At 65.9% G+C, this 22,407-nt stretch carries 22 protein-coding genes; 13 read left to right on the top strand and 9 right to left on the bottom strand.

The window, feature by feature from the left end; genetic code table 11:
* Positions 1–217 precede the first annotated feature (217 nt).
* On the top strand, positions 218–1,945 hold the full coding sequence (locus ACZ46K_RS20585; RefSeq protein WP_464744478.1) for a DEAD/DEAH box helicase: 1,728 nt from the start codon (positions 218–220) through the stop codon (positions 1,943–1,945).
* Positions 1,946–2,057: 112 nt separating this feature from the next.
* Here ACZ46K_RS20585 and ACZ46K_RS20580 read toward each other — a convergent pair whose 3' ends face one another.
* A complete protein-coding gene (locus ACZ46K_RS20580; RefSeq protein ID WP_054807508.1) occupies positions 2,058–2,258 on the bottom strand; it encodes a DUF7455 domain-containing protein in 201 nt (66 codons plus the stop codon).
* 285 nt (positions 2,259–2,543) lie between these two features.
* Here ACZ46K_RS20580 and ACZ46K_RS20575 point away from each other — a divergent pair, with 285 nt between their 5' ends.
* The gene (locus ACZ46K_RS20575) at positions 2,544–2,888 is read left to right on the top strand and encodes a DUF952 domain-containing protein (protein ID WP_464744476.1); all 345 of its coding nucleotides are present in this window, start codon (positions 2,544–2,546) and stop codon (positions 2,886–2,888) included.
* Between the two features lie 103 nt (positions 2,889–2,991).
* Here the strand turns inward: ACZ46K_RS20575 and ACZ46K_RS20570 are convergent, their stop codons facing one another.
* Complete coding sequence (locus tag ACZ46K_RS20570; RefSeq protein ID WP_464744474.1) at positions 2,992–4,332, bottom strand: RNA polymerase sigma factor; 1,341 nt, start codon at positions 4,330–4,332, stop codon at positions 2,992–2,994.
* A 134-nt stretch (positions 4,333–4,466) separates the two neighbouring features.
* Positions 4,467–5,252, bottom strand: coding sequence for a polyphosphate--glucose phosphotransferase (ppgK, locus tag ACZ46K_RS20565; RefSeq protein WP_464744472.1), 786 nt, complete (start codon positions 5,250–5,252; stop codon positions 4,467–4,469).
* A gap of 128 nt (positions 5,253–5,380) precedes the next feature.
* Between ppgK and ACZ46K_RS20560 the strand changes: the two genes are divergently transcribed.
* On the top strand, positions 5,381–6,283 hold the full coding sequence (locus ACZ46K_RS20560) for an inositol monophosphatase family protein (protein WP_464744470.1): 903 nt from the start codon (positions 5,381–5,383) through the stop codon (positions 6,281–6,283).
* 106 nt (positions 6,284–6,389) lie between these two features.
* Here ACZ46K_RS20560 and cei read toward each other — a convergent pair whose 3' ends face one another.
* A complete protein-coding gene (gene cei / locus ACZ46K_RS20555) occupies positions 6,390–7,073 on the bottom strand; it encodes an envelope integrity protein Cei (RefSeq protein WP_054807643.1) in 684 nt (227 codons plus the stop codon).
* 370 nt (positions 7,074–7,443) lie between these two features.
* On the opposite strand from cei, the gene ACZ46K_RS20550 reads away from it, so the two are divergent.
* Positions 7,444–7,746, top strand: a complete 303-nt coding sequence (locus tag ACZ46K_RS20550; protein WP_054714450.1) for a DUF4193 domain-containing protein — start codon at positions 7,444–7,446, stop codon at positions 7,744–7,746.
* A gap of 99 nt (positions 7,747–7,845) precedes the next feature.
* Here the strand turns inward: ACZ46K_RS20550 and ACZ46K_RS20545 are convergent, their stop codons facing one another.
* A complete protein-coding gene (locus tag ACZ46K_RS20545; RefSeq protein ID WP_464744468.1) occupies positions 7,846–8,349 on the bottom strand; it encodes a DUF3093 domain-containing protein in 504 nt (167 codons plus the stop codon).
* Between the two features lie 30 nt (positions 8,350–8,379).
* On the opposite strand from ACZ46K_RS20545, the gene dut reads away from it, so the two are divergent.
* Both dut and ACZ46K_RS20535 read left to right on the top strand, forming a co-directional pair.
* The gene (dut, locus tag ACZ46K_RS20540; RefSeq protein WP_054807642.1) at positions 8,380–8,880 is read left to right on the top strand and encodes a dUTP diphosphatase; all 501 of its coding nucleotides are present in this window, start codon (positions 8,380–8,382) and stop codon (positions 8,878–8,880) included.
* A 1-nt stretch (position 8,881) separates the two neighbouring features.
* Positions 8,882–9,691 (top strand): DUF3710 domain-containing protein, encoded by an 810-nt coding sequence (locus ACZ46K_RS20535; RefSeq protein ID WP_464744466.1) that lies wholly within the window; start codon positions 8,882–8,884, stop codon positions 9,689–9,691.
* A 54-nt stretch (positions 9,692–9,745) separates the two neighbouring features.
* On the opposite strand, the gene ACZ46K_RS20530 is transcribed toward ACZ46K_RS20535, so the two are convergent.
* Positions 9,746–10,492, bottom strand: a complete 747-nt coding sequence (locus tag ACZ46K_RS20530; RefSeq protein ID WP_054810566.1) for a hypothetical protein — start codon at positions 10,490–10,492, stop codon at positions 9,746–9,748.
* A gap of 134 nt (positions 10,493–10,626) precedes the next feature.
* Between ACZ46K_RS20530 and ACZ46K_RS20525 the strand changes: the two genes are divergently transcribed.
* The gene (locus tag ACZ46K_RS20525) at positions 10,627–11,004 is read left to right on the top strand and encodes a hypothetical protein (RefSeq protein ID WP_054807276.1); all 378 of its coding nucleotides are present in this window, start codon (positions 10,627–10,629) and stop codon (positions 11,002–11,004) included.
* Between the two features lie 61 nt (positions 11,005–11,065).
* Positions 11,066–11,776, top strand: coding sequence for a DUF3159 domain-containing protein (locus ACZ46K_RS20520; protein ID WP_054807275.1), 711 nt, complete (start codon positions 11,066–11,068; stop codon positions 11,774–11,776).
* Here the strand turns inward: ACZ46K_RS20520 and ACZ46K_RS20515 are convergent.
* Both ACZ46K_RS20515 and ACZ46K_RS20510 read right to left on the bottom strand, forming a co-directional pair.
* A complete protein-coding gene (locus tag ACZ46K_RS20515) occupies positions 11,773–12,426 on the bottom strand; it encodes a potassium channel family protein (RefSeq protein WP_054807273.1) in 654 nt (217 codons plus the stop codon). The two genes, ACZ46K_RS20520 and ACZ46K_RS20515, sit on opposite strands and share 4 nt — an antisense overlap.
* A 10-nt stretch (positions 12,427–12,436) precedes the next feature.
* Positions 12,437–13,105 (bottom strand): NAD-binding protein, encoded by a 669-nt coding sequence (locus ACZ46K_RS20510; protein ID WP_054807274.1) that lies wholly within the window; start codon positions 13,103–13,105, stop codon positions 12,437–12,439.
* Positions 13,106–13,226: 121 nt separating this feature from the next.
* On the opposite strand from ACZ46K_RS20510, the gene ACZ46K_RS20505 reads away from it, so the two are divergent.
* The 5 genes from ACZ46K_RS20505 (at position 13,227) to dxs (ending at position 20,825) form a co-directional block, all read left to right on the top strand.
* The gene (locus ACZ46K_RS20505) at positions 13,227–15,251 is read left to right on the top strand and encodes an APC family permease (protein WP_054807272.1); all 2,025 of its coding nucleotides are present in this window, start codon (positions 13,227–13,229) and stop codon (positions 15,249–15,251) included.
* Entirely contained in the window at positions 15,248–16,540 is a 1,293-nt protein-coding gene (locus tag ACZ46K_RS20500) for a class I SAM-dependent RNA methyltransferase (protein WP_464744463.1), read from the top strand. Before ACZ46K_RS20505 ends, ACZ46K_RS20500 begins: the two co-directional genes overlap by 4 nt.
* A gap of 116 nt (positions 16,541–16,656) precedes the next feature.
* Complete coding sequence (locus tag ACZ46K_RS20495) at positions 16,657–17,142, top strand: MarR family winged helix-turn-helix transcriptional regulator (RefSeq protein ID WP_464744461.1); 486 nt, start codon at positions 16,657–16,659, stop codon at positions 17,140–17,142.
* Positions 17,139–18,758, top strand: coding sequence for an MDR family MFS transporter (locus tag ACZ46K_RS20490; RefSeq protein ID WP_464744459.1), 1,620 nt, complete (start codon positions 17,139–17,141; stop codon positions 18,756–18,758). Before ACZ46K_RS20495 ends, ACZ46K_RS20490 begins: the two co-directional genes overlap by 4 nt.
* Before the next feature lie 153 nt (positions 18,759–18,911).
* The gene (dxs, locus tag ACZ46K_RS20485) at positions 18,912–20,825 is read left to right on the top strand and encodes a 1-deoxy-D-xylulose-5-phosphate synthase (protein WP_464744457.1); all 1,914 of its coding nucleotides are present in this window, start codon (positions 18,912–18,914) and stop codon (positions 20,823–20,825) included.
* Positions 20,826–20,865: 40 nt separating this feature from the next.
* Here the strand turns inward: dxs and ACZ46K_RS20480 are convergent, their stop codons facing one another.
* The gene (locus ACZ46K_RS20480) at positions 20,866–22,272 is read right to left on the bottom strand and encodes a sugar porter family MFS transporter (protein WP_054806638.1); all 1,407 of its coding nucleotides are present in this window, start codon (positions 22,270–22,272) and stop codon (positions 20,866–20,868) included.
* Between the last annotated feature and the right edge of the window lie 135 nt (positions 22,273–22,407).

The raw sequence follows: 22,407 nt of genomic DNA, 5'->3' as shown, positions 1-22,407 counted from the left end.
TCCAGCATTCCTGATGACACGACGTGATGCGCGCCCCACATGCGGTTGTCGGTGTCTCGGATTCTGTCACGACCGTCACTTCCGATCCTCATCGGCTTGGCGGTTCGGGACGTCGATCGGAGAGCGGAGGCGATAGGCTGCATGGCGGTCGGTGGTCGGGGTTTCGAGTTCTGCCGTCGCCGACCGGAGTTGAGCGGACAAGGAGCACGAAGAACCGGTGAGCACCGAAACCGTCGGACAGGCTACGACCTCCGCCCCCGGGGGACAGCTGCGCGCGTGGCAGCGTCGCGCCCTGACCAAGTACCTCGCCACAAAACCTCGCGATTTCCTCGCGGTGGCCACGCCAGGGGCCGGCAAGACCACTTTCGCGCTGAGGGTCGCGTCGGAACTGTTGAAGGACCGGACCGTCGATCAGGTGACGGTCGTTGCACCGACCGAGCACCTCAAGCACCAGTGGTCGTCGGCCGCGTCGCGGGTGGGCATCGCGCTGGACTCGAATTTCACCAACTCCACGGGCCAGACCTCGAGCGACTACCAGGGCGTCGTCGTGACCTACGCACAGGTGGCATCCCACCCGTTCAAGCACCGAGTACGCACCGAAGCGCGCCGCACCTTGGTCATCCTCGACGAGATCCACCACGGCGGTGACGCCAAAAGCTGGGGGGAGGGGATCCTCGAGGCATTCGGCGATGCGACCCGACGTCTCGCACTGACCGGTACCCCCTTCCGCAGCGATGACAGCGCGATCCCGTTCGTGACGTACGAACCGAACGGGGAAGGCCTGATGCAATCGAAGGCCGACCACTCCTACGGATACTCCGACGCGCTCGCAGACGGGGTCGTGCGGCCGGTCGTGTTCCTCGCCTATTCAGGTGAGGCCCGCTGGCGAACCAACGCGGGGGAGGAGTACACCGCCCGGCTCGGTGAGCCGCTCAGCGCCGAACACACCGCCCGTGCGTGGCGCACCGCGCTCGACCCCGAGGGCGACTGGGTGCCCGCGGTGCTGGGCGCTGCCAACACCCGACTCGAACAGCTACGTGCGGGCGGCATGCCGGACGCCGGCGGACTCGTCATCGCGACCGATCAGACGGTTGCTCGTGCCTACGCCAAGACCCTCGAACAACTCACAGGGGAGCAGCCCGCCGTCGTCCTGTCCGACGACCCCACCGCGTCGTCGCGAATCTCCGAGTTCAGCGAAGGGGCCCAGCGGTGGATGGTCGCGGTCCGGATGGTCTCCGAAGGCGTCGATGTCCCGAGGCTTGCCGTCGGTGTGTATGCGACCAGCGCGTCGACCCCCTTGTTCTTCGCGCAGGCGATCGGACGTTTCGTGCGCGCGAGGCAGAAGGGCGAGACGGCCAGCGTGTTCCTGCCGTCCGTACCGGTGCTGCTCGAACTCGCCAGCCAGCTCGAAGCGCAACGCGACCACATCCTGGGCAAGCCTCACCGGGTCAAGGAAGGTTTCGACGACGAACTGCTCGCCGACGCCAACCGCAGGAAGGACGAGCCCGGCGAGGACGAGAAGGCCTACACCTCGATCGGTGCTGAGGCCGAACTCGACCAGGTGATCTACGACGGTTCCTCCTTCGGCACCGCCACGTTCTCGGGCAGTGACGAGGAAGCAGACTATCTCGGTCTACCGGGGCTGCTGGATGCAGATCAGATGAGGGCCTTGCTGCGTCAGCGGCAGGAGAAGCAACTCGACAGAACCGAGATCCAGCAGGCGCCGGCCCCTCCGCAGCAGGTGGCGGAACGGCTCGCTGCAGCCGACGAGCTTCCCCAGCTGCGCCGCGAACTCAATTCCCTGGTGGCGGTCGTGCACCATCGCACGCGTAAACCGCACGGCGTCATCCATGGAGAACTCCGACGCCAGTGCGGTGGCCCACCGACCGCGATGGCGAGCGCCGAGCAGTTGCGCGACCGCATCGCTATTCTGCGGAGCTGGTGACCAACCGACTGCTGGTGACGAACCGGCCGTGAACGACGAAACGGGCGACTGCTGGAAAGCAGTCGCCCGTTTGCCGGGTCGAGTCGCGGAACCGTGGGTTCCGGACGGCGGATCAGACGGTGGCGTCGGCGTCGGCGTCGGTCACGACCGTGGCACCGAGCTCACGGAGCCGATCGGTGTGTTCGTTTGCGTGATGACCGCAGAACAACAGTTCGCCGCCTGTGGGAAGGACAGCGCGTACGCGAGCGGCTGCATTGCACCGATCGCACCTGTCGGCGGCGGTCAACTTCGGGGTGGTCAACGTACCGGGCATGACTCCTCCAAACTGGCCACCTTCGACAACGGTCGCCTGGGGTCTGGTCCGCCGCGCCGGGGATAGCGCGGTAGATCTACTCTTACAGACGATTCGCGTTCGCGGGTTGTTCCCTTCAGCGTCCATTCGTGTTGTGTTTCACGAATTCACCTGGAGAAACCCCAGGACGTGGGGATTTGCGGATTTGTCCGCTGTCTCACAGCGCGGTTGTTCGCTCACAGCGCAGCAGTCGAGCACGGCGCGTCGCGGTGCCGTCTGCACTTCGACGGTGCGAACAATGGGGGCATGATTGGAACTCTGCTGCACATCTGCCCGCGGGACGAGTGGCTCTGCGCTCGAGATACACGCGCCGTGACGCCCCCCTCATTGGACGACGTGGGGTTCGTGCACCTGTCGACGCCCGACCAGGTCCACCTGCCTGCGAATCGCTTGTTCCACGGGCGCACGGACCTGGTCCTGCTGTGTATCGACCCATCCCGCTTGATCGATGACGTGCGGTTCGAACCGGGGGTGCCGGAGGATCCCGAGTCGATGCGGTTCCCGCATCTGTACGGGCCGTTACCGGTCGACGCAGTCGTGGATGTCGTCGACTATCGGCCGGGCGACGACGGACGATTCTCGCCCCTGTGATCGAGTCTGTCACGCGAGAACGGCGAAGCGACGCTTGACAACGTCGCTTCGCCGTTCCGGATCGTCTGTGGCCTACTGTGCGGTGGCCTTGCGGGCTACGTGACTAGTCGAGGTAGTCGCGCAGGACCTGGGACCGCGACGGGTGGCGCAGCTTCGACATGGTCTTCGACTCGATCTGGCGGATGCGCTCACGTGTCACCCCGTAGACCTGACCGATCTCATCGAGGGTGCGGGGCTGACCGTCCGTGAGGCCGAAACGCAGTCGCACAACACCGGCCTCTCGCTCGGAGAGCGTCTCGAGCACGGACTGAAGCTGATCCTGCAGCAGCGTGAACGACACAGCATCGACCGCGACGACAGCTTCGGAGTCCTCGATGAAGTCGCCGAGTTGGCTGTCGCCCTCGTCGCCGATGGTTTGGTCGAGCGAAATGGGCTCACGCGCGTACTGCTGGATCTCCAGCACCTTCTCCGGCGTGATATCCATTTCCTTCGCAAGCTCTTCGGGGGTGGGCTCGCGACCCAAATCCTGGAGCAGCTCGCGCTGGATACGGCCGAGCTTGTTGATGACCTCGACCATGTGCACCGGGATGCGAATCGTACGGGCCTGGTCGGCCATAGCGCGGGTGATGGCCTGACGAATCCACCACGTCGCGTATGTCGAGAACTTGTAGCCCTTGGTGTAGTCGAACTTCTCGACTGCACGGATCAGGCCCAGGTTGCCCTCCTGGATGAGGTCCAGGAACGCCATACCGCGGCCGGTGTAACGCTTGGCGAGGGAGACAACCAGTCGGAGGTTCGCCTCGAGGAGGTGGTTCTTCGCGCGGTTGCCGTCGCGGCAGATCCAGTTCATGTCGCGGCGCTGGGCCACCGGGAGCTTTTCGCCCTTCGCGGCGAGTTCCTGCAAGCGGAACGTCGCGTAGAGGCCGGCCTCGATGCGCTTCGCGAGCTCGACCTCCTCCTCGGCGTTGAGGAGCGCAACCTTGCCGATCTGCTTGAGGTAGGCACGGACCGAGTCGGCGGAGGCGGTGAGCTCCGCGTCCTTGCGGGCCTGACGCAGCGCCTCGGACTCCTCTTCGTCCCACACGAAATCGCCGGACGCTTTGTCCTTTTCGGTGGGCTCGTCTTCCTCCGTTGCCGTGTCGTCGGCGGCGAGTTCGCCTTCCGCCACGTCGATGTCTTCGAGCTCCGGTTCTGCTGCACCGTCGAAGTCGTCGTCGCCGGCCTTGGCCGCGGTCTTCTTCGCCGCAGTCTTCTTGGCGGCCTTCTTGGCGGGTGCCTTCTTCGCCGCGGCCTTCTTGGCGGGTGCCTTCTTCGCCGCGGCCTTCTTGGTCGGTGGGTTCGCCGCGTGTGTCGCGGTGTCTGCAGCGTCGGCGGCGCCCGAAGCGTCCGCGACGGGTGCCGATTCCTTCTGTGAATCAGCGGTGTGGATGTCGGTGGCTGCCACGTACGCCCTTTCGTGACGAGGTAGTGCGGCGTCGCGCCAGAGGTGTTCCGGCGGAGAGGTCTGTCGGGATCAGGCCGGGTTCCGGCCGGCTGTGCACCATTGTAACGATCCCTGTGACCGAGGATGTGTCGGACTCAAGGAGTCGTAGCGGTTTTCGCAGCGTATGCAGCGCCGACGATCCCCGCGGTGTTGCGTAGTTCGGCCGGGACGACGGGAGTGTCGTTCGTCAGCAGCGGAATCCACTTCTCGTGTTTTCGGCTGATGCCGCCGCCCACGATGAAGAGGTCGGGCCACAGCAGCGCCTCGAAACGCTCCAGGACCAGGGAGACCTCCCGGGCCCACCGCTTGTAGGACCAGTCGTGGTGCTCCTTGACCGAGGAGGCGGCACGATGCTCGGCTTCCTTGCCGTCGACCTCCATGTGTCCGAATTCTGTGTTCGGGAGCAGGACACCGTTGTGCAGAACTGCCGAGCCGATACCGGTGCCGAAGGTCAGGAGGATGACCACTCCGTCGGTGTCGGCTGCTGCGCCGAACCGATCCTCGGCGATGCCTGCGGCGTCGGCATCGTTGAGGACCGTGACGTGTCGTGCATCGAGCGCCGTCGAGAACAGGGCCCGCGCGTCCGCTCCGATCCACGAGGAATCGATGTTGGCGGCGGTCCGGGCGACTCCTCCGGTCACCACGCTCGGGAGGGTGATACCGACGGGGCCGTCCCACCCCGCTTGCTCGATGATCTCGGCCACGGTCGCAGCCACAGCGTCGGGAGTCGACGGTTGTGGCGTGAGGATCTTGATCCGGTCGCCGATCAACTGGCCTGTGGACAGGTCGACCAGGCCGCCCTTCACTCCGCTTCCGCCGACGTCGACGCCGAATCCCGTGTCGGCGGAGTCGGCTGGGGCGAGGGGTGGTTCCTGCGTCATGTGGTGCTCACTCTCCGGGTCGGTCCACAGCACGGGTCGGTCGGCCGCAACGCCTGTGGGGCAACGATAGTTCTAAACTCGAGGTTCTGTGGGTGGTGCGGGCGATGCGCGTGTGTTCCGATGGTCGAGTGCCAGATGACATCGATTCCCGTACCGTCTCCCAGTCCGATCCCGCCGCGCTCCGGGCGGTCGCCGTGAGCGTTGCGGTGGAAGCGGCCGCGCATGTGCGTCGGCGTCGTGCCGAGCTGTTCGGCTCGGACCTGCCGTTCGGTGGTGACGGCAACTCTGTGCAGACGAAATCGACCGACACGGACCCGGTCACCATCGCCGACACCGAAACGGAGGACCTCATCCGCGGTCGCCTCGAGCAGCTGAGACCCGGCGACGGATTCCTGGGCGAGGAGAGCGGCGGCAGCACCGGAGCGGACGGGGGCGGCGTGGGGGAGGTCGGGGTCCAGTGGGTCGTCGATCCCATCGACGGCACGGTGAACTTCGTCTACGGGATTCCTGCGTACGCGGTCAGTGTCGCGGCCCGGATCGGCGGCGTCTCGGTGGCAGGCGCCGTTGTCGACGTCGCGTCAGGGGATCTCTACACGGCGGCAGCAGGCCTCGGCGCGACGCGTACCGACGCCGACGGGGTCGTGACGAGGCTGCGCTGCACGCCGGTGACCGACCTCGGGCTTGCGCTCGTAGCCACGGGATTCTCCTACTCCGCGGAGCGGAGGGCGATCCAGGGCAGGTTGGTGGCGGACCTGTTGCCGCAGGTACGAGATATCCGGCGGATCGGAGCTGCGGCACTGGATCTGTGCATGGTGGCGTCGGGGCGGGTCGACGCCCATTACGAGCACGGCCTCAATCCCTGGGACTGGGCGGCCGGTGCGCTCATCGCATCCGAAGCGGGCGCCGCAGTCCGATTGCCTACGGGATTCGGCGACGACGGCGAGGTCATGACCGCCGCGGCGCCTGGCGTGGCGGACGCATTCGCGGCGGTGCTCGCAGAAATCGGTGCGGCGGCACCTGTTCCTGCATGACAGCGTCGTCGGGTTCTCGTCCGGAACCAGGGTGAATTCGGTTCGAAATCAGGGCGTATTCGGATGAAATAGGAAATTTGCCCGATTCTGCGAATTGTGTGTGCGGTCAGCAGGGTGCATTGAGCGCAGCGTCGAGGAGTTCCACATCGAGAGGTGCGGATTTCTCGCCCACAGGAGCCTCCCGCAACGTGCGCAACAGTTCTTCGGCGTCGGCGCTCGGCGTCATGTCGCGGAAATATGTACCCAGTGCGAGATCGATCGTGTCGTCCTGTCGATCGTCGAGAATCAGCTCTGCACACGGCGCAACGAGGCGGGCGGTGATCGCCGCGGCGCGACCGCTCTCACCGAACCGGACCTGACCGTGGCACTGCATGTTCTGATCGACGTACACCGGATCGTTACCCGCCTGAACATCCGGCGCACTTGCAAAGCCGTAGTCGCTGAGCTGCGCCGCGACAGTGGAGGCCTGCCCGCGCTCACCGTTCGCGTTGAACACCCGCACACGGGTCGCGGCGAGCGGGGCCGGATCGATGTCGAGCATGGTCGAACGGTCCACGACCTGCCCGAGCGGGGCAGGCGGGGGGCTCTCGGGATCGGCAGGTGCGGTGGGTGGAGCCGGGCATGCCACCGTGGTCGTCGTGGTGTCCGCCGTGGTGAACACCGAGGTCCAGACCACGATGGTGCTCGCGGCGAGTACGGCACCCGCGAGCGCGGCGGGAATCCACCGGCGACGATGGAACGGCCGACCGCGCTTATCGGTTGCGCTGCCTTCGGTGATCAGGGAAACCACGCGGGTCTGCCTTTCGTCTCGTCGCCATGCGTTCGGTGCGCCGTTCACTGTAGAGGGCGGGTTGGTCGGTGCGATGGAGGCGTACCGGGTCAGGAATGTCACGGTCACCGTGATGTTGGTGACGATTTCCGGTCGATTTCGATGAAATCGTGAATCGATTGCATATTCCGCTCTGCTGTCGGCTATTGTTCGGCGGCCGAGCGTCGTCCAACGACGAGGGCGACGGGTTCGGACTCGGGGTATTTCGGGGATACCGACGACAAACCGATACCTGTGGGAACTTCACCGCACGGTCGGGCGTTGCCTTGGCCGGGAGCATCACCGTGGTTCCCTGTCGAGCACCTGTAAGAGGACTAGAGGTAAGAGGGAAATGGCGACTGACTACGACGCACCGCGGCGGACCGACAGCGACGATGTGTCGGAAGACTCACTCGAAGAATTGAAGGCACGGCGTAACGAGGCGCAGTCCGCGGTAGTGGACGTCGACGAATCGGACACGGCCGAATCCTTCGAGCTCCCGGGCGCGGACCTGTCCGGCGAGGAACTGTCCGTTCGGGTGGTGCCGAAACAGGCCGATGAATTCACCTGCTCGAGCTGCTTCCTGGTGCATCACCGGAGCCGCCTCGCGAGCGAGGAGGGCGGACAGATGATCTGCCGTGACTGCGCCTGGTGACGAAGCCTCCGCGCTGAATCGACTTCGAAACGCCGCAGCATGGACCTGAAGGTTCCTGCTGCGGCGTAGAAGTCTGTGCTGTGGGGCGGGGCCGAGCGGTCAGCTCTTCGAGGGCTCTCCGTGTCCCAGAGCGGCCAGGAGCGCCGCCGGCCGTCTCGTGCTGATCAGCCAGTAGGGCGTCGGATCCTCCGGGTCGTCGAGGACGATCAGAGCCATCGTCGTGATCCACGGACGATGTCGCACGAACGCGGCGGGGTCGAGTTGCCGGCCGAGCGCGGCGCTTTTCGCGGAGCCCGGGACGACGACCCCGCGGGAGATCAGCTCCACCGGAAGGTGGGCCTGCTCGACGACGAGTTCGCCGTCGATGACCTCGACACGCCGTCGCGACAGCCACACCAGTACCCACAGGGCGAATGGGATCAGTACGGCGTACGGCACCCACGCGTACATCCCGGGTGCGCCCATGTGCAGTTCGGCTGCGAGCAACGCTGCGATTCCGATACCGATGGGCCACCACCAGATCGGAACCCACAACCGTTCGGAGTAGGTCGGCGTGTGGGTCAACGAGCCGGTGGCGCTGCCGGAGCTGGAGGTATCAGACACGCACCCAGGATAGTCGCCTGACGATCGGGCATGGACATCCGGAGAGTAGTCTCGGTGCACGTGACCGACCTTTCCCCCATCCCGCTGCGTCGTCTCGACCCGGGTGTCCCCATGCCGACACGGGCGCACGCAGGTGACGCGGGCGTGGATCTGTGTGCCACCAGCGATGTAACGATCGAACCCGGACATCGGGTGCTCGTCGGAACCGGGATATCCGTAGCGTTGCCAGTGGGGACCGTCGGATTGATCCATCCGCGCTCGGGCCTCGCCGCCAAGTTCGGACTTTCCGTGGTGAACACACCTGGAACTGTCGATGCCGGATATCGGGGAGAGATCAAGGTCTGCTTGATCAACCACGACACCGAGCACGCGATCGAGGTGAACCGGGGCGACCGCATTGCGCAGCTCCTCGTGCAGCGGGTCGAACTCGTCGACTTCGTGGAGGTCGATGAGCTCGACGACACCACCCGCGGTGCCGGTGGTTACGGCTCGAGTGGTGGCCACGCCGGCCTCGTGAAGGAAGGGTCCTGACATGTTCGGACGACGCAAGAACCGCTCCGACGACGCGACGACCGACGAATTCGAACGTATCGAGGGTTCCCTCGCGGGCGACTCCGACGGCGCTGCAGCGTCCGACGACGGCCCGTACGACATCGACGCGATCGGTGAGGACGAGGTCGGAACCTCGCGACTCGACCTCGGCTCGGTGCTCGTCCCGATTCCTCAGGGCGGTCAGATCCAGGTGGAGATGGCTCCCAACGGGAACCCGCAGTCCGTACATCTGGTGACACAGCACGGACGAATCACCGTCGCGGCCTACGCCGCACCCAAGTCGCCCGGCCAGTGGCGTGAAGTCGCTGCCGAACTGGCCGAGACGCTGCGCAACGACAACGCCACTGTGAGCATGGAGACCGGTCCGTGGGGCCGGGAGCTGCACGGAAGCACTCCGAACGCAGACATGCGGTTCATCGGCATCGACGGCTACCGCTGGATGATCCGCTGTGTCGCTGCTGGTCCGGCGGGAGCAGCCTCCGCGAACGGTCCCTTGGTCGCGGCAGCGCACGCGGTGCTCGCCGATACCGTTGTGCGCCGAGGCAAGGAACCTCACCCCGTGCGCACCCCCCTGCCGGTCGTCCTTCCCCAGTCGCTCGCGGATCAGCTCGCCGCCGCCGCAGAACAGCAACAGCAAGCGGCGCGCCAGGCAGGTGGACAGCAGCAGGGCCAGGTCCGGCCGCAGCAGCCGGGAGCACCGACATCGGGGCAGCAGGCTCCCCCTGCACGGCCGCAGCCGCGTCCGCGTACGGGCGGGTCGGGTTCGGCCATGCAGCAATTGGGGTTCTGACACCACGATTGTGACCAGGTGCACCGTTCCCATGTCGGTGCGCTGCGCCCGTTCCTACCCTGTCGCGGTGGCCCGCTTCCCGCGGAATGCCATGTCGAGTGCTCCGAGGCATCCCGCGCCGAGTACTGCCGGATCGGTTCCCACGTCGTCCAGGGTGACGGTTGTCAGGGCGGCGAACGGCAACGCGGTGTCCCACCCGCGCCCCACGTCGAGCGGATGAACTGCATCGTCGATGGCGGCGGTGATACCGACGGGCACCGTCACCGAACGCAATTCGTCGACGTCGAGTGCTCGGTAACCCGCGGCTTCCTCGAGTGCCTCGGGAAGAGCCGGCCACTGGGAGCGCCACGAGCGTGACAGCGTGGCTCCCAGCCATGTGGGGCTCGACTCGACCATTGCTGCAGTGACCGACTCCAGGCCGCGGGCGCGTAGCTGCGATGCCGTCCAGCGGGCACTGGCGGCAGCGGGGGAGTCGTCCGGATTTCCCGTCCAGGCGGGGAGAGCCGCGAGCACACCGACTGCGAGCGCCGAGTGCGACGCTGCCCAGTGCAGTGCGACAGCCGCGCCGATGGACACGCCACCGACGAGGATGGGACCGTCGAGAGCGGCACGGTCCATCGCCTCGCAGTAGCTCGCGACCACATTACGAGGATCCGGTTCCACCGCAATCGTGGTGATACCACGGCGCTGCAGTGGGACCGCGAAAGAATCGTGGGCGAACTGCGCGTCTGACCCCGTCCCCGGTAGGACGACTGCGGTCACAGCGGTGTCGTACGGTGTGGCGGCGGAATCTCGCGTCATGGGTGCGATCCTGCCGAATCGATTCGAAGGCCGTCCACCCGGTGTGGTTGTCTCCCCCGTGGATCGGTCTACAGTGGCGGACGAAGGACAGTGTCGCGGCGCGAGACCCGTGCCGCCCGTTTCAGGAGCGCGCTATGGCATCCGCCGCAGCCGGCTACATTCGCCGGCTCACCCGTCGCCTCACCGAGGATCTCGAAGAACTCGATGCGGAGGAGATGGCCGAATCATCACACGCGACGGGCGCGCTACCTGTCGTCTCCTGCGCCAGAGGGCAGGAAGTGACGATGTTCGGGCGACTGAGAAGTGTGGAGGCCTCGTCGAAGACTGCGTGCGCCTCGGTGGAGGCCGAACTCTTCGACGGCACCGATTCGATCCTGCTCGTGTGGATCGGGCGTCGGCGTATTCCCGGCATCGAACCCGGTAAGACCCTGCAGGTCCGCGGTCGGGTCGGCGAGCGGGACGGCCGTAAGGCCATCTACAACCCGTACTACGAGCTCAGGGACCCGGTCTGAACGATGTACTCGCAGCTCTGCGGGAGTGGCCGGCGCGCCCGAGTGTGGCACCCTCGTATACGTGAGTGATACCAGCCGGCAGACCCTTCTCGAACAACTCGGTGGACTCAGCGGGTTGGTGTACTCGACGTTGCCCGTGCTGGTGTTCGTTCCGATCAACAGTGTGTGGGGCCTCACTGCCGCGATCTGGACTGCGGTCGCGGTCGCGTGTGGTGTCCTGGTGTGGCGACTGATCCGGCGGACACCTATCCAGCCCGCCATCTCCGGATTCATGGGCGTGGCCCTGTGCGCCTTCATTGCGCACCGGACCGGCGACGCCAAGGGCTACTTCCTGTTCGGCATCTACGCGAGCCTGGTCTACGGAGGCGCGTTCGTTCTGTCGGTGCTCGTGCGGCGGCCTCTGGTAGGCGTGATCTGGGGGATGCTCAACGGCCAGGGTTCGCGCTGGCGTGCCCATCGCGACGCGGTGCGGTCCTATGACATCGCGACAGTCGCGTGGGCGCTGGTGTTCATTGCGCGCTATCTGGTGCAGAACCATCTCTACGACGAGGATCGGACAGGCTGGCTCGCCGCCGCTCGAATCGGTATGGGTTGGCCGCTGACGGCGCTGGCGCTGCTCGTGACTCTCTGGGCCGTCCGCAAGGCCGACAGGCTCGTCGAGCCGACAGCGGACGAGTACGAGGCGGACTCGGACGCCGAGTCGGACACCGGCACAGCCACAGACACGGGGGTCGCGTCTCACGACACACCCGCACCGTACGACAAGCGCTAGCGTTCGATCAGGGTGCGAAGCTCTTCTTCGACCTCTTCCGACGCGACGAAGAGCAGTTCGTCGCCGCCCTCGAGCGGATCGTCGGCTTGAGGGACGATCACGCGGTCACCGCGCAGGATCGTCACGAGCGCGACGTCGCGGGGTAGTGCAAGCTTCCGGACCGGTTTGCCGGCCAACGCGGTTGTGTCAGGCAGTGTGATCTCGACGAGGTTCGCGCCCTTGCGCAGTGTCATCAGTCGAACGAGATCCCCCACCGAGACCGCTTCCTCGACGAGTGAGGCCAGCATCCTCGGGGTGGACACGGCTACGTCGACGCCCCACGACTCGTCGAACAGCCATTCGTTGCGTGGATCGTTGACCCGAGCCACGACACGCGCGACACCGAACTCCGTAGTGGCGAGGAGGCTCAGCACCAGGTTCGCCTTGTCGTCGCCGGTCGCCGCGATCACCACGTCGTACTGTTCGAGCCCTGCCTCCTCGAGCAGGCTGAGTTCACAGGCATCGCCGTGGACCCATTTCGCATCGGGCACGGCGGTGGGATCGACGTGATCGAGCTTGCGCTCGACGAGCATCACCTCGTGCTCGTTACGCAGAAGTTCACGGGCGATGGAGCGTCCGACCGCACCTGCACCTGCGATGACAACCTTCATCGGAATGTCCTCACTCGTCGTTGTCGGCGGGCGGATTCTCGGCCAGCGCGATCGATTCGGCGACGGTTCCCGACACTGCCGCGATGTAGACCTGGTCGTCGGCCTGGATCAGGGTCTTCCGATCGGGGAGCACCCCCGCACCGAATCGGATGAGGAATGCGACCCTGGCCCCGGTGGCCGCCTCGAGATCGGTGACACGTCGGCCCACCCATTCCTCGTGGACATTGACCTCGCAGACCGCGACCGACCCCGTCGGGTCGCGCCAGCGCGCATTCTCACTCTCGTGGGTGAGAGTGTGCAGGAGCCGATCGGTGGTCCACGGCACCGTGGCGATGGTGGGAATCCCGAGCCGTTCGTACACGGCGGCGCGTTTCGCGTCGTAGATCCGTGCGACCACACGCTCCACGCCGAAGGTCTCGCGGGCTGTTCGCGCGGAGATGATGTTGGAATTGTCGCCGGAGGACACTGCGGCGAACGCGTGGGCGTGCTCGATTCCGGCGTCGATCAGGACGTCACGATCGAAGCCCATCCCGACGACCGTGCGACCGGGGAAGTCGTCGCCCAGTCGGAGGAATGCCCCCGCGTCGCGGTCGATGACCGCCACGTCGTGACCGAGCCGGGCCAGCGCGGTGGCCACCGACGATCCCACACGGCCGCAACCCATGACCACCACGTACACCACGCACTCCGTTCGTCGGCACCTCCTGCCGAACGGAAACCGTACCGCTCCGACGGCAACGGCGGGTGGAATGACCCGGACACCGGGTCGTGATGTGCCGGGTACGGCTTAGGCTGGGCGCGTGTCCAAGCTTTCCACCGCCACGAAGCGGCTTCTGCTGGGTCGGCCGTTTCGAAGCGACACCCTCGGGCACACGCTGCTCCCCAAACGCATCGCGCTGCCCGTGTTCGCCTCGGATGCTCTCTCGTCGATCGCGTACGCGCCGGAGGAGATCTTCCTCGTCCTGTCGGTTGCGGGCCTGTCGGCGTACGCCTTCACTCCGTGGGTCGGTATCGCGGTCGCGGTGGTGCTGGTCATCGTGGTGGCCAGTTACCGCCAGAATGTGCGCGCCTACCCGTCCGGCGGTGGTGACTACGAGGTCGCGACCAAGAATCTCGGGCCCACCGCGGGGCTGACGGTCGGCAGCGCGCTGCTCGTGGACTACGTGCTCATTCTCGCGGTGTCGATTTCGTCGGCCGCGGCCAACATCGGCTCGGCCGTGCCGTTCGTTGCACAGCACAAGGTGTTGTTCGCGATCCTGGCGATCGGTCTCCTCACCGCCATGAATCTGCGCGGTATGCGGGAGGCAGGAACCGCGTTCGCGATTCCCACCTACGCGTTCATGGCGGCCATGGCCATCATGATCGTCTGGGGGTTCGTGCGGATCTTCGTGTTCGGAGACGACCTGCGCGCGGAGTCCGCCGACTTCGAACTCGTGGCGGAGCAGACGGATCTGACGGCGATCGCCTTCGTGTTCCTGATCGCGCGTGCGTTCTCGTCCGGGTGTGCGGCCCTCACCGGTGTGGAAGCGATCAGCACGGGAGTCCCGGCGTTCCGAAAGCCCAAGGCCCGCAATGCTGCAACCACGTTGCTGTTGCTGGGCGCGGTCGCGGTGCCGTTGTTCCTCGGGGTCGTGTTGCTTGCGGGTCGGATCGGTGTCGTGGTGGCCGAGCATCCCGCCACCCAATTGAAGGGTGCGCCCGAAGGGTACGAACAGAAGACGCTCGTCGCGCAACTCGCGCATGCGGTGTTCGCAGGCTTTCCTGTCGGCTTCTTCCTCGTCACCGTGGCAACCGCACTGATCCTGTTGCTCGCCGCGAACACTGCGTTCAGTGGGTTCCCGGCGCTGGCGTCGGTGCTCGCGCAGAACCGGTATCTGCCGCGGCAGCTGCACACGCGCGGTGACAAGCTGGCGTTCAGCAACGGGATTCTGTTCCTGTCGGGCGTGGCGGTCGTGTTCGTGTGGGTGTTCGATGCCCGGGTCACCCAGCTGATCCAGCTGTACATCGTGGGTGTGTTCGTCGCCTTCACGCTCGGACAGGCGGGCATGGTGCGGCACTGGACGCGGCACCTGAAGGTGGAAACCGAGCCGGCCGAGCGGGGACGGATGATACGCGCGCGCATGATCAACGGTCTCGGATCGATAGCCACCACCCTGGTGCTGATCATCGTGCTGGCCACGAAATTCGCCGGTGGAGCGTGGATCGCCGTCCTCATGATCCTGGTCATGTTCGTGCTGATGAAAGCGATCCGGCGTCATTACGACAGCGTGGCCGCGGAACTCGAGGCAGCGGAATGGGACGGCGTACTGCCCAGTCGCACGCACTCGATCGTCCTGGTGTCGACGCTGCACATGCCGACACGACGGGCCTTGGCCTTCGCCCGGGCAACACGCCCCGATACCCTCGAGGCGATCACGGTCAATGTCGACGATGCGAATACCCGTCAACTGGTCCGGGACTGGGACGCCAGCGACATCACGGTACCGTTGAAGGTCGTCGAGTCGCCGTATCGCGAGATCACCCGGCCGGTTCTGGACTACGTGCGACGTGTACGGCGGGATTCGCCGCGCGACGTCGTCACCGTGTTCATTCCGGAGTACGTGGTCGGGCACTGGTGGGAGCAGATCCTCCACAACCAGAGCGCCCTGAGATTGAAGAGTCGTCTGCTCTTCCAGCCGGGAGTGATGGTCACGAGCGTGCCGTGGCAGTTGCGTTCGTCTGCGAAGGTGCCGAAGGACCGGATCGACACTGTGCCCGGGGCCATCCGCCGCGGGTTGGAGAACGAAGCGGGTCACCGACCCGCGAAACAGGAGGAAGATCAGTGAGCCGCCAGGGTCAGCAGAATGCAGGAACCGACTGGTCCGGGCAGCGGATCGAGGTGATGCTCGGCAATCCCGCCCACGGCGGCTTCTGCGTCGCCCGCCACGACGGGCGTGTGATGTTCGTGCGGCACGGTCTGCCGGGGGAGCGGGTGTTCGCGGTCGTCACCGAGGACCGCGGTGGGTCCTTCTGTTTCGCCGATGCGGTGGAGATCCTGGAAGCATCGGATGATCGCGTCGACCGGGTGTGTCCCATCTCCGGTCCCGGCGGTGCCGGATGCTGTGACATGTCGCATGCCACGCCTGCGGCGCAACGGGATATCGCCGCGGCCGTGGTCGCCGAACAGTTGCGTCGCCTGGGCGGAGTTGAGCGGGACGTGGTCGTCGAGGAAATCCCCGGGGGCGCGGGGGACGGCACTCGGTGGCGAACGCGGGTGCGATTGGCCGTCGATGCGGCGGGAACGCCGGGGTACAGGCGCTACCACAGCAACGATGTGGTGCCGGACCTCGGTTGCACCCAGATCGACCAGCGTGCCTACACCGACCTGGTCGAACACGTGTGGCAACCGGGTGCCGACCTACAGGTCGTCCTCGACGCGGGCGGACAGCGGCACGTGGTGGAGATCGCACCACCGGTGGTGTCGCGTACCGGTCGGCGCAGCCCGGGCCGGCGTGGTGCGTCGGCGAGGCGCGCCGCGGTGAACGCACCACGCGCGGAGCGGGTCATCGAGGGATCCGGCCGCCCGGTCGAGCGGGTGGGGTCGCGGGAATGGCGGTTGGCCGCCACCGGATTCTGGCAGGCTCATCGAGGGTCCGCGCAGACGTACTCGACCGTGGTGGGCGAGTGGGCCGACGCCGCGGCCGGCAGCACGGTGTGGGATCTCTACGGCGGGGTCGGCGTGTTCGCGGCGGCGGTGGCCGACCAGGTCGGTGTATCCGGATGGGTCGAGTCGGTGGAGTCGTCGCGTCAGGCGGTGGACGACGGCGCGGAGGCGCTCGCAGACCTGTCTCAGGTGTCGTTCCGGCACGGGCGGGTCGAGCGTGTCATCGGTGCACTCGCGGCCCCCGACGTGGTGATCCTCGATCCGCCGCGCGCCGGTGCAGGCAAGGACGTCGTTGCTGCGATCGCAGATGCGGCGCCTCGGCGGGTGATCCATCTCGGTTGCGATCCGGCGTCGTTCGGTCGTGATGTGGGTCTTTATCGCGCGCAAGGATACGAGCTGGCGGACCTGCGCGCATTTGCTGCATTCCCGTCGACGCACCACGTGGAGTGCCTCGCGCTGTTCACGCGCTGACGTCTTCTCCGTCCGGATTCCGGACTGTCCGATTCGCGAAGTAATTGCTTGCGGCATGCAACTAACTGTATAGTTGCATGCCGCAAGCAATTGATTCTCGAATTTCGGAGGTCCGCGTGACTGCTGTTCAACCCGACACGGTGCACGCGCTCGCCGACTCGATTTTCCTCTTCGGCCGAACCCTGCGTGCCGCGCTGACACAGAGCGAGCCGGATCTGCTCCCCAACGCGCTCGCCAGTGTGCTCTTTCTGCTGGCCCGCACAGGGCAATGTCGTCCGAGTGCGCTGGCCGCCGAAATGCATGTCGGTCAGTCTTCGCTCAGCCGGCACATCGGTGAACTCGTAGACCGAGGGTTCATAGACAGGCATTCCGACCCCGACGACAAACGGGCACACCTGGTGTCCTGTTCGCCGGAAGGGCTCGACATGCTCGCAGCCATTCGTGCCCGGCGCACCGAACGGCTGGCCACCCAACTGGACGACTGGAGCGAGGCGCAGGTTGCCGACGCTCTCGAAGTCATCGCCCGGCTCGACGCTGCCCTGAGCCCCATAGCCGCCAACGACGCGGCCGCCACCACCAACGTCCAAAGGAACTGTTCATGAGTACAACCGCCGTCACGGACGGTGCTTCGACGCCGCCCGGCCCCGATCCGGATTCCGACTCGCTGTTGACCCATCGCGAGATCCTCACGGTCCTCGCCGGCCTTCTCGCCGCATTGTTCACCGCGCTGCTCAGCAGCACGATCGTGTCGACCGCCCTTCCGACGATCATCGCGGATCTGAAGGGAACTCAGACCCAGTACGCCTGGGTGATCACCACGGCGCTGCTCGCCAACGCTGCGTCCACCCCGATCTGGGGCAAGCTGTCCGACCTGTTCAACAAGAAGCTTCTCGTCCAGCTGTCGATCCTGATCTTCGTCGGAGGATCGGTGCTCGCCGGCCTCTCGCAGGACGTCACGGTGCTCCTCGGTGCTCGCGTCATCCAGGGCATCGGGATGGGTGGTCTGACCGCGCTGGTCGTGGCCATCATCGGCAGCATCATCCCGCCGCGTGAACGTGGTCGTTACTCCGGCTACATGGGGGCCGTGATGGCTGTCGCCATGTCGGGCGGTCCGGTGCTCGGTGGCGTGATCGTCGACAGCCCGCTCGGGTGGCGCTGGTGCTTCTACGTGTGCGTCCCTCTCGCTGTCATCGCGTTGGTGCTCCTGCAGCGCACCCTGAAGGTGGCGACGGAACGCAAGAAGAATGTGAAGATCGACTGGTTCGGTGCGACCTTGATCACCGCCGGTGTGAGCGTTCTGCTCATCTGGGTGTCGTTCGCAGGCAAGGAAGGCTACTACGAGTGGTTCTCCCTCGAGTCCGCCGCCTACGTCGTCGCAGGTCTGGCACTGCTCGCCGCGACCGTGTTCGTGGAGTCGAAGGTTGCGGATCCGATCATCCCGCTGAAGATCATCACCGAACGTACGACCGCGCTGGCGATCGTCGCGTCGATCGCCGTCGGAGTCGGCCTGTTCGGTGCCACCACATTCCTCACCCAGTACTTCCAGACGGCTCGCAGCTTCAGCCCGACCGCGGCGGGTCTGCTCACCATCCCGATGGTCGTGGGCACGCTGGTGTCGTCGACCCTGTCGGGACAGCTGATCACGCGGTTCGGTCAGTGGAAGCCGTTCATCGTCGGCGGCGCTGTGCTCCAGTTCATCGGATTCGCGCTCCTCGGCACTATCGATCACACCACCTCGCTCGTCGTCATCGGCATCTACATCGCGATCGTGGGCCTCGGCACAGGCATGCTGATGCAGAATCTCGTCCTCGCAGTGCAGAACACCGTGAGCGTGAAGAACATCGGCGCGGCGAGCAGCTCGGTCGCGTTCTTCCGTACGTTCGGTGGCGCCATCGGTGTGTCGATCCTGGGTTCGATCCTCGCAGCGCGTGTCTCCACCCTCTCCTCCGACGGATTCGCGAAGCTCGGAATCGACACCTCGGCATCGGGTGGTGGCAGTGCCAATCTGGATCTCGACGCCCTCCCCGCGCCGGTCGCGGAGGTCGTGCATACGGCCTACGGAGACGCCACGGGTACGCTCTTCCTCGTAGCTGCCGGATTCGCACTGGTTACTCTGGTGGCAGTGGTGCTCATCCCGAACCGTGAGTTGCGCACCACGATCGACATCGTCGACGAGGAGCTCACGACCGACCGTCGTGCCCCGAACGCCGAGGTGTAGGGAGGCATCGAGCGAGGCGCACATGTGTCGCCCGACCTGTGCGTCTCGCGGGTGTGAGTGATGTGACGGTCCGAACCGTGCAGCCGCTCCGTAGAATGCAGTAACTGCTCGCGCACCGTCGCGGGAATCACGATCCGGAGGGAGCTAGATCCGTTGGGTGTCCTGTCCCGCATCCAGTCACCCGACGATGTGCGTCGTCTCTCGCCGAGCGAGGTCACGCAACTCGCAGGTGAGATCCGAGGCTTCCTCGTCGAGAAGGTGGCGGCAACCGGGGGACACCTCGGCCCCAACCTCGGCGTGGTCGAGCTGACGCTTGCGCTCCATCGCGTGTTCGACTCGCCGCACGACCCGATCCTGTTCGACACAGGCCATCAGGCCTACGTCCACAAGATTCTCACCGGTCGCAAGGACGACTTCGACACGCTGCGGCAGCGCGGTGGCCTGTCCGGATACCCGTGCCGGGCCGAGAGCGAGCACGACTGGATCGAGTCGTCGCATGCCTCCGCCGCGCTGTCCTACGCCGACGGTCTCGCGAAAGCGTACGAACTCAGCGGTCAGGACCGCACGGTCGTGGCAGTGGTCGGAGACGGAGCCCTCACCGGCGGGATGTGTTGGGAAGCTCTCAACAACATCGCCGCCGGCAGTACACGCTCGCTGGTGATGGTGGTCAACGACAACGGACGCTCGTACGCACCGACCATCGGTGGCCTCGCCGAGCACCTGGCTGCGTTGCGTCTGCGGCCCGGCTACGAGCGTGCGCTCGACAACGGTCGCCGCATGGTCAAGAAGATCCCCTGGTTCGGCGCCGCCGCGTACTCCGTACTCCACGGGATGAAGACCGGGCTCAAGGATGCGGTGAGCCCGCAGGTGCTGTTCACCGATCTCGGGATCAAGTACCTCGGTCCGGTCGACGGCCACGACGAGCAGGCACTCGAAGCTGCCCTACGCCGCGCGAAGGCGTACGGCGGACCTGTGATCGTGCACGCGGTCACCCGGAAGGGCGCGGGGTACGCGCCGGCCGAGAACCATCAGGCCGACCAGATGCACGCCACCGGCGTGATGGATCCGCGCACGGGACGCGCAACGTCGTCGTCGAAACCGGACTGGACGTCTGTGTTCTCGGACGAACTGATCGCCCGAGCCGAGGTCCGCGACGACATCGTCGCGATCACCGCCGCGATGGCCGGTCCGACCGGACTCGCGAAGTTCGGCGAGCGTTTCCCCGACCGGACCTTCGATGTGGGGATTGCCGAGCAGCACGCGGTGACCTCCGCGGCAGGTTTGGCTCTCGGTGGTATGCACCCCGTTGTCGCGGTGTATTCGACGTTTCTCAACCGGGCGTTCGATCAGCTCCTCATGGACGTGGCACTGCTGAAGCAACCAGTGACGTTGGTTCTCGATCGAGCCGGGATCACGGGTGTGGACGGCGCGAGCCACAACGGCATGTGGGACATGTCGCTTCTCGGCATCGTCCCCGGCATCCGCGTGGCAGCGCCGCGCGACGGCGCCACGCTCCGCGAAGAACTCGGTGAAGCCCTCGACGTCGACGACGGCCCGACCGTCCTCCGATTCCCCAAGGGCGCTGTCGGAGACGACATCCCGGCGATCGAACGCCTCGACGGTACGGTCGATGTGCTGCGGATGCCGGAGGCCGGGAGGGGCGACGTCCTGTTCGTCGCAGTCGGAGCATTCGCATCCCTGGCACTCGACGCGGCGGACCGCCTCGCCAAGCAGGGCATTACTGCCGCCGTCGTCGACCCTCGGTGGGTGCTCCCGGTCCCAGATGTGGTGACCGACCTCGCGGTGGGATTCCGACTCGTCGTCACCGTCGAAGACGGCGGAGTGCACGGCGGAGTGGGATCGGCTGTGTCTTCGGCGTTGCGCAGCAACGACATCGACGTGCCTGCCCGCGATCTCGCGGTGCCCCAACAGTTCCTCGACCACGCCTCGCGCGGCGAGATCCATCAGCAGCTCGGTCTGACCGCGCAGGATGTCGCGCGTCAGGTCACGGGTTGGGTGGTGGGCCTCGACGGCAGCGACGCCTCGGAGACGATCGCGCAGCATTGAGCCGGAGGATCGTGCACTGGGGTCTCAGGGCACTGGGGTGTCAGGTGTGCATGTCCTCGAGTTCCATGCCTTTGGTCTCGGGGATCTTCGACTTGACGAAGAAGAACGACAGCAGTGCGAAGAACGCGAACAGGCCGTAGAGGAACCACAACCCCACCGACTCCGTGAGAGGCGGGAAGGCCAGGGTGACGGTGAAGTTCGCGATCCAGTTGGCGGCGGTACTCAGACCGAGCGCCAGCGCGCGCATCCGGTTCGGGAACATCTCGCCGAGCATCACCCACATGATCGGGCCCCACGTGGCGGCGAAGAAGACCACGAACGCGTTGGCGCCGACGAGTGCCACCGTGCCCCACGGAGCAGGCAGCTGCAGATCCTCGCCGCTACCGGTGGCTTGCGAGAACGCGATGGCAGCGAGCAGAAGACTGACGAACATGCCGATCGACCCCACCATCAGAAGGGGGCGCCGCCCGATCTTGTCGACGAACAGGATCGCGACGAACGTCATCACGACGTTGATGACCGCGGTGATCACGGATGTCGTGAACGACTGGTTCTCGCTGAACCCCACCGACTTCCACAGGGTCGTCGAGTAATAGAAGATCGCGTTGATACCGACGAACTGCTGGAAGATCGCCATCGTGATGCCGACCCACACCAGCGGCTGCAGACCGAAGGTCGGGCCGCGGATATCGTCGAACGATCGCGCCGATTCGCGGCGCAGCGTGAGCCGGATCTCTGCGACACGTTCGTCCGGATGCAGGTCGCCGGTGACATTGGCGAGAACTTGGGCGGCCTCCTCGTCGAGATCCTTGCCGACCAGGAATCGGGGGGATTCGGGGATCATCATCGCCAGCACGCCGTACACGATCGCGGGGATCACGCCCACGAGGAACATCCAGCGCCACGCCTCGAGCGTCCACCACAATTCGTTCGAGGCGCCGCCTGCGGCGTTCTGCAGGACCGCGTCGGACAGCAGGGCGGAGAAGATACCCAGGGTGATCGCGAGTTGTTGCAGCGACGCGAGGCTGCCTCGATAACGCGCGGGTGCGATCTCCGAGATGTACGTCGGTGCGATGACGGACGCGATGCCGATTCCGAGACCACCGAGAACACGCCACAACATCAGATCCGGGACGCTGAACGCGAGGCCCGAACCGATCGACGAGACGATGAACAGCGCCGAGCCGAGCATCATGACCTTCTTGCGGCCCCAGCGATCGGCGAGCTGACCGGCGAACCAGGCGCCGACGGCACATCCGAGCAGTGCGATCGCCACGGCGAAACCTGTGAAGAACGACCCCAGTTCGAAATGGCCCTGGATGGAGTCGACGGCCCCGTTGATGACCGAACTGTCGAAGCCGAAGAGGAAGCCGCCGACCGCGGCGGCAACGGTGACCGCGATGACCTTGGCGGCGTGCCCGCTCGAGGGCTGCGTGGGTTGGGACATTTCCACTCGCACCTGCTCTTCCGTGGATACCGGTCACCGGCGGATTCTCGTCCCGCGCAGTGTCGGACCAATTCACGCTAGCTCTCCGGTCACCGTCCCGCGGCAAGATCACGAAACGAGGGCGTGCCACCGATC

The organism is Rhodococcus sp. JCM 9793 (assembly GCF_055380405.1).
The sequence above is the reverse complement of the archived record's forward strand: the minus strand, read 5'-3'. Positions and strand labels throughout refer to the sequence as shown.